11 protein-coding genes and 2 pseudogenes are annotated in these 14,549 nt (G+C 43.8%); 3 read left to right on the top strand and 10 right to left on the bottom strand.

The features are described 5' to 3' along the window. Positions 1-267 precede the first annotated feature (267 nt). From Q7J27_13590 to Q7J27_13600, 3 genes are all read left to right on the top strand, one after another. Complete coding sequence (locus tag Q7J27_13590) at positions 268-894, top strand: site-specific integrase (GenBank protein MDO9530173.1); 627 nt, start codon at positions 268-270, stop codon at positions 892-894. Positions 895-1,108: 214 nt separating this feature from the next. After that, the gene (locus Q7J27_13595; GenBank protein ID MDO9530174.1) at positions 1,109-1,306 is read left to right on the top strand and encodes a hypothetical protein; all 198 of its coding nucleotides are present in this window, start codon (positions 1,109-1,111) and stop codon (positions 1,304-1,306) included. Positions 1,307-1,326: 20 nt separating this feature from the next. Continuing rightward, positions 1,327-1,881 carry an NUDIX hydrolase gene (locus tag Q7J27_13600; protein ID MDO9530175.1) on the top strand — a complete coding sequence of 185 codons (555 nt, stop codon included), beginning with the start codon at positions 1,327-1,329 and terminating at the stop codon, positions 1,879-1,881. A 396-nt stretch (positions 1,882-2,277) separates the two neighbouring features. On the opposite strand, the gene Q7J27_13605 is transcribed toward Q7J27_13600, so the two are convergent. The 10 genes and pseudogenes from Q7J27_13605 to Q7J27_13650 form a co-directional block, all read right to left on the bottom strand. Next, entirely contained in the window at positions 2,278-3,111 is an 834-nt protein-coding gene (locus Q7J27_13605; GenBank protein ID MDO9530176.1) for a hypothetical protein, read from the bottom strand. A 200-nt stretch (positions 3,112-3,311) separates the two neighbouring features. Further along, on the bottom strand, positions 3,312-3,812 hold the full coding sequence (locus tag Q7J27_13610) for an SLATT domain-containing protein (GenBank protein MDO9530177.1): 501 nt from the start codon (positions 3,810-3,812) through the stop codon (positions 3,312-3,314). A gap of 8 nt (positions 3,813-3,820) precedes the next feature. Further along, on the bottom strand, positions 3,821-4,945 hold the full coding sequence (locus Q7J27_13615) for a hypothetical protein (protein ID MDO9530178.1): 1,125 nt from the start codon (positions 4,943-4,945) through the stop codon (positions 3,821-3,823). 9 nt (positions 4,946-4,954) lie between these two features. Then, positions 4,955-5,158: pseudogene (locus Q7J27_13620) on the bottom strand (DUF2188 domain-containing protein). A 205-nt stretch (positions 5,159-5,363) separates the two neighbouring features. Further along, positions 5,364-6,002: an ImmA/IrrE family metallo-endopeptidase gene (locus Q7J27_13625; protein MDO9530179.1), complete on the bottom strand. Its 639-nt coding sequence runs from the start codon at positions 6,000-6,002 to the stop codon at positions 5,364-5,366. 7 nt (positions 6,003-6,009) lie between these two features. Then, positions 6,010-6,384, bottom strand: coding sequence for a helix-turn-helix transcriptional regulator (locus Q7J27_13630; protein ID MDO9530180.1), 375 nt, complete (start codon positions 6,382-6,384; stop codon positions 6,010-6,012). Positions 6,385-6,885: 501 nt separating this feature from the next. Next, complete coding sequence (locus Q7J27_13635; protein MDO9530181.1) at positions 6,886-10,053, bottom strand: UvrD-helicase domain-containing protein; 3,168 nt, start codon at positions 10,051-10,053, stop codon at positions 6,886-6,888. Next, entirely contained in the window at positions 10,046-13,147 is a 3,102-nt protein-coding gene (locus Q7J27_13640) for a PD-(D/E)XK nuclease family protein (GenBank protein MDO9530182.1), read from the bottom strand. Before Q7J27_13640 ends, Q7J27_13635 begins: the two co-directional genes overlap by 8 nt. 50 nt (positions 13,148-13,197) lie before the next feature. Then, positions 13,198-13,382, bottom strand: a pseudogene (locus Q7J27_13645) (IS1595 family transposase). 138 nt (positions 13,383-13,520) lie between these two features. After that, positions 13,521-14,249, bottom strand: a complete 729-nt coding sequence (locus Q7J27_13650; protein ID MDO9530183.1) for an Ada metal-binding domain-containing protein — start codon at positions 14,247-14,249, stop codon at positions 13,521-13,523. Positions 14,250-14,549 lie beyond the last annotated feature (300 nt).

A 14,549-nucleotide genomic window follows, 5' to 3' on the forward strand; every position in this document is an offset into this window, starting at 1 on the left:
GCACAATTGTTCGGAGTATAGTCCGAACCAAATAATGTTTATTCGGAGTTGACATGTTTGAAGAAACCATTGTTGATCAGAATCCCCATTTGGGTGGTGAACAATGAAAATGACAACCGAAAAATCCTTTTTACACGAAAATACCAATTATCGGGTAAAAATCCCCATCTCAACCCGTAAAACCCCCGGTTTTGGAGGTGATAAAGGGTAAGTTGGTCAATAAAATACCCGAAAATTCTAAAAGAAAAAAGGTAATTGTGGCTACTAATGAAGAATCTTGCTGTATATAACTCGTTTCCCATAACAGTTGACAGGCCCATGCAATACCTGGCTGAAAGCCAGGTGAATTCCATGACCAGTGTCTTTCAGGAATGGTACGATACCAGCCCCACAAAAGCAAAAAGAAAATCCCGTGGCCGGTACTGGCTGACGTTTCTTGTTCTGCGATATACGGGCGCAAGGATCGGCGAGGTGCTAAGTATTGACGACAAGGTAGATATTGACTTCCGAAACACGGAAATCAGACTAATCACGCTAAAAAGACACAATTCAAAAGTTCAGTCCCGCATCGTCCCTGTACCGGGAAACGTAACGAGTGAGATTGCCACCTATGTTGCGGAGTTTCCGGATCAGAGAGGTAAAGTGTTTAAGCTGGACCAGAGTAATTTTAGGCAAGTGTTTTGTGAAAGAGCAACGACCGCGAATATACCGAGAGAAATGGCGCACCCTCATATTTTGAGACACACAAGGGCAATCGAGTTACTGAGAGCGGGCGTACCCGTTACGATCGTACAGGACATTCTCGGTCATTCTGCGCTGACAACCACGGCAATCTATTTAAGGATGTCGGGACAGGAAGCTAAGGGGATATTAAGAGATAAAGGATTAATCTAATAGCCCGTAAAGAAGATCAAACCTGATCCACAGACATTACTTTTTCCCATACCCGCTTGACGCCAATCCCTGTAATAATGACAAAAAACCTCCTGACAATATTATGCTAATGTGTATAATACGAATCAGTATAATACCAGGGGAGGGATAATCTATGCTCTTACGAACAGGAATCTGAATCATGAAACAATCACACAGATTAATCATTGCTTTTATGATTTTTCTCTTTATATTTCCTACCGCTCTGCTTGCCGGCCAGTACAATGTGATCCGCGTAGTTGACGGGGATACAATTGTCGTCAATTATCATGGTAAGTACGAAAAGGTCAGACTCCTGTGTGTTAACACCCCGGAATCGGTCCACAGGGACAAAAAACAAAGGTACACGCCATGCAAGGTTTGCAGGCCATAGAAGAAAAAGTAGAGTGAAAAATGAAAATTACAAAAAGAGATACGGTTTTTGACGGAGACTATTTGGGAGTTGTCAGGAAACACTTCATAACAGACACAGGCCAGGAATGTTTTTGGGAAACGATAGAAAGGAAGAACATATATAATGGAGGGGCGGTAGTAATTGTTGCCTTAACTAAAAAAAGAGAGCTGATTCTGGAGAGAAACTGGAGAGTTCCCATAGAATCTTTTGTTATCCAGTTCCCCGCGGGCCTCACTGATAAAAAGGGTGAGAGCGAAGAAGAAGCTGCCAGAAGGGAACTTTTAGAAGAAACCGGCTATAGAGCGGAAAAACTCATTCCTATTATCTCGGTACCCCTGTGCCCGGCGCTGGCTACTACCAGGGCAACTCACTTTTTTGCTCCTGTTGTGGAATTTATAGGGAATACAATAAGGGATGCTACCGAGAAAATCGAAGTTCTAAAAGTCCCACTCGAAGAACTGGATCATTTTTTATTCAATCTTCCTGAAGATACAGAATTGGATCTCAGGGTTCCAGGCATACTCCGGGTTCTCGAAAGGAGAGGTCTGCTCTGAAGAATAAATACTCAGTCTGTCAGAAATAAATCAAAGGGTTTTTCTTACTGATGAAGCTGTATGTAATTTTTGATCTGAAAAATTTGATCACGATATGGTTTGGCTGTCTTAATCTCCTGATTTGACGGCATTTATCAAGTACATAGCAGCTGTCAACAATGTAGAGGTTAAAATATGAATTGAAGATCTAATAAAGATAGCTGCAATTTTTGATTTGATAGTTTTGTTATGTACAGTAAATAAATATCTTGAAATTTCGGGACCTCAAACTTTCATCTACTATAGCACTGTCGTAACATTTAATATATCTTACTTGAAATGACATTTTCCAGTTAAAGCCTTGAGAGGCCAGATTACAAGGTAATGACGTCACCAAAAATTTACTACATTTCAGATCTAACAAATAACGGGCGCATGCACGTGGATATAGAGGTTACCGTCCGGCAGATCTTCGATGCGAAGCCCGGTGTAGCCAAGTACTACTTCTAAAATACGCACTATTTCAAGTTCTGCTGTGACACTATCATTATTAACTAAGGCAAGGAGGAAGTCCTCCAAGTCCTCAGCAAGATACCCCGTGAATTCCGGTGCTTCTTCCATGCCTGATCGGAAAATATTCATCCGGTTATCATGAGTATATATAGCAGCTGAGTGTGTCAAAACGGAAAACAGCTCACCTATAAGTGGCGCCACCCTTGGGTATAGCTCATCGAGACCGACGCTAGTTTCACGATAGGTTTGTAAGTCACGCTTTGCGAAATCGCAAAGCTTTTTAAGGAGTTGATGAGCTGAACCCACGAACCTTGGTCCCATGATTTGACTTGGTAAGATGGTTTTATCCTTACCACTCCGAAGTATTTTTTTACACTGGGAAAGCGCATTTATATCTACAATGAATTCATCTCGAAGAGCTGCGGCCAAACGTTGTACTCTTTCGGCGTGTGTCACGTTTGAAGGATCCCAATTGTACCGTTGAATAGGATCGGTTTCTCTGGCATTTTGGAGCACGTGTTCGATTTCGTGCGTGATCAAATATGTCCTTATTAAAACGCTCTCACCGTCGTCTCTTGTCCATGAATTCTGATCAAGTACGATTGAAGCTCGCAGCGGAGGACACTTGGGGTGGTATAGCACAACTCCTTGAACAGTTACAGTATTTCGCATAGATTTGTATGGAGCGGTAATCTCTTTTCCGTAGCTCTCACACACATGGTCCACGCATGTCCCCATTTGATCAGTTAGGTAAACGGTGAGGTCCACGTCATGCTTAAGTTCAAGCCCAGGACCCGACTTTTCAAACATGCCTATTACTGCACGAAGTTCTTTTTCGACGACGTCGACTCGCTTAATAGGAAGGCAGCTGAGATCCAGAACATCGAGATTGAAAAGATGTGTGCCCATATTTCTTGAATTATTCCCTACACTCATCACTATTTATTCTCTTTAAAATCAGGCGTATGTATCCCTGCTTTGATTCTTTCTCTAGCTTTTTCAAAAGCCTTAACTGTAGTTTGTGGTGTCAGCTTAGCTATCATGTTGTATCTTTCACGGAGGATTCTCACCATTACTGAAAACGAATCATGATCCAATTCTCTATGAAATGTCTGGTACAATGACCGTGATTCATGTTTTAACGCTGCGTAGCTTTTGCCTGCCAGTGAATGTTCTTCTCTTTTTTTGTCGGGATTCAGGATTGATTGCAAAGCAAAAGCGACACCCGCAATCACAGAGAACCAGGCAATCCAATTGGGAGCCCCGGACAAAAGAGCAACACCACTTACAGCCGCAGCAACCGCAGGAATCAATTTCACCCAAAAACTCACCCTATCAGCACCGGCAGCGATAATGTAATGAGCTTCGGCGGTATACAGGCAATCATCTTCAATTCGCCTGCACTCATTTATAAGAATATCATTGTTTTCTTTAGACATACATTCCTCTATTTTTTGAATGGGTCTTTAGGATTTAAAAGCATGCCGAGTAACGCATTAGTGTTAGGCTGTGGTTTAGGTTTTGGATTTGAAAGTGCACCCAGTAGTGAATTACCGTACGATTTACCCAAAAGCCCGGTCGAGGGTTGGGGTGCCAAGAAGTCTTTCAGGGTGGGAGTGGGTGGAGGCTGAGGTGGAATAAGAGAAGGCATTGTTGTCGGCACTTGCGGAACAGGAAATTTTGGGCCGAACATATGGTTCCAGACACGCTTGGCAGTTGGGTACCTCCTTTTGGAATAAAAGTCCCATGCTCTCTCGGCTTTTTTCAGCCCCGCGTCGAGCCTTTTTCTAACAACTCTCAGCCTGAGCGGTTTTTCGTATAGGTATTCATCGACATAGGTATAGCTTTTACCGGGTTCAAGGACGAAGGGATAATTATTTCCCCAAACCCAATCCCGAACACAGTATATCCAGTCGTAAATTCCTTGCGGATATGAATAAATATCTGTCACTGCACCAAATACCTTTTCAGTGAGCAGCTCCAGGTGGAAAGATTTAAGTCCCACTTTATTATTCCGATTCCACTGTTTGAGCATTTTTATCAACGGAATGAAAAGGCTGTTATTGGCATGGTTACAGGCTGAGAGCCACTTGTCCGGCACATTCGGGTAGCAGTACATCCATTCTTTAGAGCCAGGAACGGGAATACTGTAGAGATCAGGATCATCGCTGTATCCCACTGCAGGAACGATCTCGAATTTATACCCAAAGAATCTTACCACGATACAAGGTGAATCAATATTGACTTTTGTGTTTTTAGGATACCTTTTTCGAATTGCCGATGCCATTAACCGTAGAATCGACATAGGGGACTGATCTTTAGCATGTTTGCCGTAATGGACCCGCACGTAGAGGTCAATGTCATCAATAGGGCGAATAATGGTTTTTCGTGAATATGAACCCGTCAGGAAGGAAATCTGTTTTGAGGTGCATAGGGAGATTCGGTCGTCGTTGATAAGCGCAGCATCGATTGAGTCCCTTGTCTTCTGGATTCGCTCTCGCTGCTTATCGGTCGGGTTCAGATTGGTTAGGAATTTTTGGAAGCTTTGGTCAATCGTTAAATTCTTTGTCATTCCTCTCCTTTATCCTTTTTGCGGGTACAGGTCCTTCCCGTAAGTGTGTTCGGTCTGAATCTTACCATTCTGGCCATGAATCTTGATCTGACCGAGAGGCGCATTCTTTGCCAGTACCTTGCTGCGCTGGATGGCTTCCTGCTTGGTACCGAAGTTCCCGGATGCTTTTTGTCCACCTTCTTTTTTCACGTCCCAGCCGCTGCCCCGATTTTTTGTTACGTGATAACCTTGCCATTTTTTTAGCCCTCATCCTTCAAGACACAAATTACTAAATTAATCACCAAAATCCGGCTGTTAACCATTAGACTACAGGGGAAAATCGGGAGTCCATCAATCCAGAAGGTCAAGGGGAAAACGGAGAAACGGAGGTTTCCCCTTAACAAAACTTATCATGGATGTTACTCGATCTAAATGTAGTCTATTCAATCCAATCAGGCGGCCATAAATCTTCTCTTTCTAATCTTCTTTCAATAACTTCCTCTGAAACTCCGAAAATCCTACAAAGTGCTGGTGATATACGCACTAAAACTGCATCGGGATCTTTTGATATATATTCGATAAGATTTTCCTCTCTAATCTTGTTATACAGTCTTTCGATTTCCGGCTTTAAGACATGGCGAGGGACAAGCAAGCGGCCAGCAAACTCATTTGCCTGCCACTCACAACTTCTGTATTCTCTATCTGGAACTCCCTGTATGAAGTCCTTCCATTCATCGGTCGAGACAAAACCGATTTCGGCATATATCTCTTTGTGTATGAAGAAATGTCCTACCTCGTGTGCAAATGAAAAACGCATTCGGCTAGCGTACTTAGTGTCCATATAGCGGTCATAATCAACCACTATACCCGTCATATCCCTTCTCAAGCCTGCATCCATGTCAGCAGTAGACATTAATCCGTGCTTTGGTTCAATGTGTAAGTCTAACTCAAATTCCACAATGTGCTCCATGTTCACAGGAAGTGTTTCCTGCGGCCAATGCTTAGTACGTATCTGTTCTGTTTCTTCCCAGATTTTTTCTTTCGGACACCAACTACATTTAAATATTCCCTGTTTCAATCAGATGTTAACCTCCTTCCCGTATAAAGTTTATCAATCTTTCCAACTCTTCTGGTGTTGGTTTCTCGCTTCTGATTGTCCTGAAAAACATCGGTAAAGCGTTCAATACTTCTCGATCTGAAAGAATATCTTTTGGAATTATTCCCGCGTCTATTCTTGCTTTATCTAACATTTCAATATACAGCTCCGAGCCGACTTCAATGTGTAGAGCGTTTGCTATCCTGTTTAATTTCTCCTCGCTTTGAGGTGGAGAATGAAGTCCACGCTCAACCTTACTCCAGTTACTGGCGTCTGTGTCAATTAGATTACTAAATTCCCTTAAACCAATACCCCTCCTTTTTCTCGCCCCCTTTATTAATTCGCCAAACATGGCTACTTCCACCGTCCTTTCCTCCTAGGTTTTTCATATATGATTTTCTCCTTTTCCGCTGTGGTAATTTCATTACCACGTGGTAAATATAATACCACAAATATCAGATGTCAAGGGGAAATAACATATTTGATAAAGAAAAAAGGGGGAGGGGGGGGAAGTCTACTCTTGGCTCATCTTTGTTTATTCCCATAAATTACATACAGGAAATCAATATCATAACTCCACAATCAATTTCCAGAGTTAAGAGAGCTGCTTAAAGGCGTCACCAATATTATCAAATCAGAGGTTGTAGATATCTTGCCAGTCGATTTAATCTTAAATCAGTTAACTTCTTTCCATGTACGGATCGCATCTCATCACTCCGCAGTCGAATTTTTAGGTTATTGGAATGGCGTAATCAACAATAAGTTTTTTTGAACTTCTTCAAATGAAGCCCCATATTTTATCTCAAAATTAAGAATTTCTTCTTCGCATTCTTTGAGTAATTCCTTGAGAACTCGGAATTTGAATTTAAATCGTAACCCACTTTCCCGCATCGATAAAATACAATCCTGCTTCGCTTACATCCTCTTCCGTCATCTCTTTCCAGAACTTACGGTACATTTCTATCTGTGGCCTGTAGTATCTTGTCAATGCATCCAAATTTCCGTCCACCCTATCGGTCTTGTAGTCGGCGATGATCCACCCTTTCTTTTCCTTGAATATCAGGTCAATGACCCCTGAAACTATCTTTGGCGCTTCACCTTCTTTCCTTTTGAACGAGAACGGCGTTTCGAACAATGCAGTGTCGGCCTTTTTCATCCTTCCCCATAGATCAGAAGATATAACTGCATTCACGGTGGCGACTGCTGAATCTTTTTCTGACAATGGCCTCCCTTCCTCTTTAAGCAGATTTTCCGCCAATATCCCAAGATCAACGGTTTCGTCCTTTGCAGCGGTTTCCAGCATACGGTGAATTATACGGCCCCAGCTCATACCCCTGCCCGTATCTTCCGAAAAAGGCATTTCTCCGGAAGAAGCCTCGACCATAGCGGTTACTGTTTCAGTATAATAAGTGAAGATTTTGCTCCTGGCAATCTTTTCGGCAGTCTCTTTTATCCCTGCCTCGAATTCCTCTGATGCAATCTGCCCTTTATCAATAATTGCTTCTTCTTCCGCATATGTTTCAAGTTCTTTCACCTCCTCAAGATATGTATAAAAATCTGTCCATGCTCCCTTGCCAGGTTTCCCCGGGTATGTGCTGATTACGAGAAGTCTTTTTGCCCTTGTTGCAGCCACATATAACAACCGATCTTCTTCGGCTTGTTGATATTTCTGTTCTATCTCCTGATAAGTTTCCCAATCGGGGGGAAGTCCGATGGTCTCATATTTATATTCTCCCTTCTTGCACGAGGCCATAAAGTAACCAACCGGGGTATCCTCCTTTCGGCTGATATGTGTCTCTGGCTCATGCGAAGATTCCCTCAGGGGATCAGCCAAAAAGACCACAGTGGCCTCCAATCCCTTGGCTTTGTGGAGATTCATGATCCTAACCGCATCCTTCTTACCGGGTTCAATAGTCAAGGCTTCTATATCGAGTTCTTTGTAGTATTTCCCAAGACGTTCAACCAAAGCGGCAAAGGAGGTTGGCGCCCGGGCTGATTCCCACATGGTAAGTTCAAGCGCTTTTAGGAGATTTCCTGCCCGGCTATCTCCCATATCTTTCGTAACTGCCAATGGGATGATCCCAAGGTGGTCAAGAATCATGGTAAGGGCAGTCGCAGGGGGGGTCGTCCTGGTCCAGCGGTAAAATTGAAGGAACTTGCCAAAAATAGGTTCAATCCTGTTTCGCGCCTCTTCGTCCTCGCACTGTTCCTGCGGTACGAGATAGGAAAAGCATCCTCCCCCCTTATAAAATCGGTAAAGCAGGTCATCACTAATACCAAAAAATGCCCCACGCATCGCAGCGATAAGCGCCACTTGATCTTCCGGCTCGGCTATGGCCTGGAGGAGGTTCAGCACTTGTCTAAGTTCTTCCGATTCGTTGAAGCCTGTGCCTCCGGTAATTTCGTAAGGTATTCCCCGCGCTTCCAAGGCGCTTGCATAAACGGGGAGGTGTTTCTTATAACGAAGAAGGATCATAAAATCCCCCGGCCCATCATAATCCTTTTCTTTGAGTGCCTGGTCGATCCAGGAGGCAATACGTTCAGCATCTAACCAGGCAATCTCTTCCTGTTTATTCCTGGCCACGCTGGGGATGGTAATGCGCCTGACACCACCGTCATTTACCTTCTCGAAAGAATTCAGTGACTCAAACGCAGGTTGGTGCTGGTTGGCTTTGTCCGGGAATTTCCCTTTAAAGATGGGGTTTAACCAGTCGCAGATGGAAGGAAGGGATCTAAAATTGGTGGTAAGTGGAATGATACGTCCGCCTGAATCTTTGATTACGCTTTTGACCTCATTATAGGTGTCGATGTCTGCACGGCGGAATCGGTAAATAGACTGCTTGGGATCGCCAACTATAAAGAGTGCTCCCGGTCTAACTTTCAACCTGCGCCACGATGTTTCATTAAGGTTATCACCCGTGAGATATAAGATTACTTCCGCCTGGATTGGGTCTGTATCCTGAAATTCATCCACGAGGATATGAGAAAACCGTTCCCTGAAATATTCTCTGACCTCGGGATTGTTCCGAAGAAGTGTTGCGGCCTTGAGAAGAAGATCGTTAAAATTCAAAATAGAGTTCTTTTCCCTGTGCCGTTTGAAGTAATCGATTGCCGGCTCGACAAGTTCCATAACGAAGTAATGGCAGTAGCTCCTCCATTTCTTCAGGCATGGAACAACAATATCCGTCCTGAATCTGTCGAATGCCGCTTTCTGTTCTTTTGCTATATCACTAGTTGACCATTTTTTCTGTGTAACTCTACCAGATTTGTCCAGACCTGAAAGCATCTTGATGAAATCGACATCTTTTTCTATGTTCAGGTTACGACGACGCAACACTGCCTTTCGCAAAATAGTTTGCAGATCGTCCCATCCTTTTTCCGGCACGGTGGCGGGCAATGCATTGATGGCCCGATCCAGATAATCCATTAAAAGCCTTTTCTCTTTACCGAAGTCTGGTCTTTCCAACTTTTCTCGAATTATCTCAACTTCGGGATACTGGGCAGCGGCTTGATAGGCATTAATCAGATCCGAAGGGTTCAAGCCGATGGACTCAATTTGTTTAAGAACCGGGGTTTCTCCCGTATGAAGCATCTGCAAGTACTCTGACCAGCATTGGTCTCTGAGAATAAGGGTTTCATCCTCTTCCAGTTCTTCAAAATCCGGGTCCAGACGTGCTTCAATGGGGCGTTCTCTTAGAAGTCTGGCACAGAAGGAGTGAATGGTGCCCGTAAAGAGTAGATCCAATCTGGAGAGCGCACGATCATAGTTGTCGCGCTTCAGTCTATCTTTTTCCTTTTTGAGGGCTTCTTCCAGGGCCATCTGGAACCGCCCCTTTAGTTCGGCCGCCGCCTTACGCGTGAAGGTAACAGCAGCCATTCTGCCCACGGTGCATTTGCCTTCGGCGATCAATGCCAGCATCCGGTTCACGAGGCTGCTCGTTTTGCCTGACCCTGCGCCAGCTTCCACCAGCATGGAGACATCAATATCCTTTACGATCATTTTTCGATATTTCTCATCTTCCGTTTTACGCATTCCCTTTTAACCTCTCAAATGGGGCCAACTTTTCATCTTCTTTCATCTTTTCCACGGTGCGTCTTATGGTCGAATCAGTATCTCCACAAATTGCCTTATACGAACAGATGTTGCAGGGATCTTTATCATTCGATGCCGGGAAGACACCTTCTCTTAATAGCGAAAAAAGGTCGGCAAGTACTTTGTATAAAACATCACGCACCGGTTGATCCCTTAAAATCCTTATGCCTTCACCTTTTGTGCCCGGGAAGAAATAGCCCGCGCGAACTATCTTTGCCTTTTTGTCGAACTTCGCCCTGAGCAGGGTCTCTGCGGCTAATGCGTAAAGGGCATGCTGAAGATGTTTGCCCTGGTTCACATAACCATGATCATCGTATCCCCAAGCGCTTCCGGTCTTGTAATCCCAGACCTGGTATTTGTGATCACCCTGGTGATCCACTCGGTCAATACGGCCCCTCAGCCTAAAAAACCCTTCATTGCCGAGTTTTATCTGAATCGGATCCTTATCAGAAAGCTCTGGTGAGCTGTCAGAAGCAATTCCGAAGGAAAGTTCAAAAAAATATGGTTCAACTTCCTTGCAATGCTCTTCTTCACTTTTCAAGAATATCTCCAATGTCTGGTTGATATCCGTCACTTCATTATCAAAAACCAGCTCATTGGGTGGCGGTATTTCAATCTTCCAGGCTTCTATTTCTTCCGATGCAATATCTTTCAAGTCTCTTAGATGCATTTCGAAGTCAGGCAATTCACTTCTTTCCTTGAGTTCTTCCATAAACCTACGGAATACTTCATGCAAAAGTTCGCCACGCTGCGGGGGGTCTAACCACCTGTTCGCATCTTTTTCCATCTCTTCCAAGGATTCCACTCCGAGAACGTGGCGGATGAAATAGGCATAAGGGCATTTGGCCAGGTCTTCCATCCGTGAGGAGGAAATAACTACATCATGGTTAAGGGGATCGAGGACGGTCTGAGCAGATGGAATCCAGCCGTCATATTCCCCGAACTCTTCGCTGTCCCGCGCTTCTTCGGCGCTTTGCCCGTCAAGAAGATGGGGGTAGCAGGGATAAACGGAATCGTTTCCGTACTTTTGCCCTTTTCGCGACAGCCACCATTCCCAACCTGTTAAGGGAGTTAGATCAGTTTCCGGGATAAAGCCCGCCGGTTTTCCAAGAAAGCGGATCAGGTTATCGTAATTTCCATCCCGGTCAGGTGTTATCAGACGGTAGATACCAAGTAGGAAGGAAGAGGGGAAAATATCTCGGTCTTCTCGAAGATCGCGGCAGGAATAACTCAAGGTAACATTTCCATTCAGTGAACCGAGTGTTTTTGCCATAAGATAGGAACTCTCATTCATGAGTTCACCGGAAATTACCAGATCGGCCCCTATTTTCTGGCGTTCCGCATCCAGGATAACCGGGTCCTGGATTGGCGGTCCAGGAAACCTGCTCTGGTCAAATCCGAGCACAAAGGTGTTTGTGCGACCGCTGTATCCGCCGGAACGATAGTGGCCCACGTGGATATGCCCGGGTCTTGGATTTGAATGATAAACCGAGAGTCCATGAATCACCTTAATAAGACGTTCTCTTGCCTTTCGGGCATTATCAGTAAACGAAAAGGCATTGCTCAGTGATTCCAGCTCATCCACTATCCTTGTCTTTGCTACTACATCCGCAGCGCTTGCGGTGCGACAGAATTTATTGACGAAATGAAGTGTTTCTTTGCATAGTTCCTTTATGTCTATCGTTCCGTCCGGATCAGGCTCGGGAATCGCGGCTAATATTTTTCCCACCAAAGCCCGTACCCATGCAACCTTCTTTGCCGAGTCTTCCGCCCATTGAATATTTTCTTCTCCCTCTTTGCGGTTTTCTTCTGCTTTGCGAAGGTAGCTATCTTCCAAGGCTTTCAGTCGGGGCAAATAACGCTCCCGGCCCCATCCGATCGCGGCATCGCGAATAATCCGGGCGGCCCTGCCGGATGAAGGCGCTTCCCCCTCCTGACTGATGCTATCAAGGCGTAGCAAGCCTGCGGAAAGTAAACGTTTCAGGCAACTTGCGCTGAAATCTTCCGACTGCCATTCGAGATACAGGATAACAGCCCTTCCCGGTCGAGTGTAGGTAATCGGAATTCCACCTGCGAAAGTGACGGGGATGTCCAGGGATGCTGAAATCTCGTAAATCATCGGGATATAAGGATCGACAGTCGTTGCCAGAATCTCTACATCATCCAGGGGCATTTCTTTTTTAAGGATCCGTCTGAATACATCCCTGATCTCATTAGATTCGCCCAAAGCGTGAAATATCGAGACGCTTTTGTCATCAAAAGGCCCTGGCGTCTCTTCGGGTTTGAAAACCCACGACAATAGATCTATATTCGATTTCGGTTTGGTGGCCTGGTTTTCCACTTGTTCAGTTGATCTGAAAAACCTTCCCGGAAAATCAAGGCCTGAAGGCATGTTGTGTCCTATAATGAGTATGTCTTTTCCGCCCACCGTGCAAATCAGGTCTTTCTCCAGACGCGTTAGCGGAAAATCGGAAAGAACCATAACCACGTTATCTTCTCTCCTGGTCGTCCGTTCCCTGCATTTTCGGATGGCCGTGTGAAGTAACCCTGCGTGGTCAATAATTCGGTTATCTTCAAGAAAGCGGTCATACCTGTTAAGGAGTCGAATAAGCTCTTCGCCTTTCTCCTGCGAAATGAATGTGCCAGGATTGAGGTCGTCGGCTTGAAGACCTGCCATTCTTATTTCATGAACTGCGTTTCCGAGGCACTTGAGGATACCAGGAACCTCTTCCGCTGCTTCAAAGTATTTGCATTTGATAGTGGTAAGATCGTCAGACAGGTAAAGCTTTTCAATGATAATGGGCCGCTCCCCAGACTCGATCAGCCGAATTTCTGCCTTACTGAGCTCCGGGGCTATAAGCTCTTGAGCATAACCCACTGCAGTGGTTACCCTGAGGTTTATCCATGACGTTCCCGATTTTGCCAGATGTTCTCCCAATTGGTGGCCAATGGAATAAGAGGGGACAAAGAAGAGTTTTTCCTTAAAACGGTATTCATTGCATATCTTTGAAAGGTTCTCAATGGTCTTGTTCATTTTTCCACACTCTCGTCAAATAACGAAACAAAATATTCTTATGCGTTTGACTAGTTGAGTGGTTTAGTTTTGAAGTTCTTTAATAACATTTCATATATATCAACGTTTCGGTGATTGAAACTGAATTCACATTCTTTAAAATGTAAGTAAAAGGTTGATTGAGAGGCAAGCCATGGAATTTCATAAGTCTCATTTTTGCAAAAGACCAAGAGGATTCGATACCGTTGATTCTCTTTTCGTTATAAATTAAATTCCTCCAATTCTGATTTCATGAGTTACTGGTTTTTCGCTTACAACGATGAAAATTGCTAAAAAATATTTCCCCCCTTCTTTGGTTTGTTTTGTAAAGAAGTTAGAATATTAAAGCCTAAATTCAATATAAAGAAGGCTTACACACTTTACACGGGTGGTATCCTTTCCTACGGGCTTCACTGCCCGAACTGAAAGTGATCAAATTTCTGGGTTTAATTTTTTGTGCCCATTTACAGGTAGGCTTATGGTAAATATTTGAATATTTAGAAGCGACGAAATAGACTTTTTTTGTTTGCTCCAGTGTTGTTAATGTTTCGACAGTTCTGTTATATAGCTGTGTTCTACTCTTCTTGGCACTGGATGCTGCCAGATCTCTTTTTAGTCTTTCAATTTCTTTTAATGCTGTATCCGCCTTTTGTCGTATTTGTTCAAGTTCTTTTGATTTCTGCCGGTCTTTCTTTAAAACTTCAATCGATTTTACAACATTCTTCGGGTCAGCGGTAATTTGGGCTTTTAACCAATAGGTGTCTCCATCCCACTTTTCATCAATAACCTTAACCTGAACAATACCACCGGTGAGAGCAGTAACGGTATCTTTGTTTAGCTGGAAATTCTTAACCTCGGTGTAACTTTGAAGATATGTTCCGAGTTCTTCCAATAGTAATCGCTTCACCTGTTCAAGGGCAATTGTTCGGGAAGATACCTTACTGTCAAGTTCACTTGCCTGGTACGAGTATTCTTTTATAAAGATCCTTGTTTCAGCAAATCCTGACAGGACAGATCCAAATAGAAAAGTAACCAGAACAGCATAAGAAATGAGATTTATCTTCATTTTCGAATCGCTTTTCATGGTGTCCACTCTTTCCTCTTGGATACCAACTAATGATTTTTACTCTGCCTGACTGATCAATTTATTTTACTATGTTCAGACAGTCAAGAACCTTATGGAAATCTAAGATAAACATTTCAAGAAGTACTCTACGACACACAATTCATATTTTAACACCTTGATCAGTTTTCTTTTTCACAAATGTTTGTCTGATGATAAGCCTCAGCCAATTCTATTAAAAATATAAAATATTCAAGATCTTTCTTCGCAGCTTCATATTGTTTTGGTGCCATAAAATCTCCGCTTTCGTGATAAAACCGA

Source organism: Syntrophales bacterium (assembly GCA_030655775.1).
GTDB lineage: Bacteria > Desulfobacterota > Syntrophia > Syntrophales > JADFWA01 > JAUSPI01.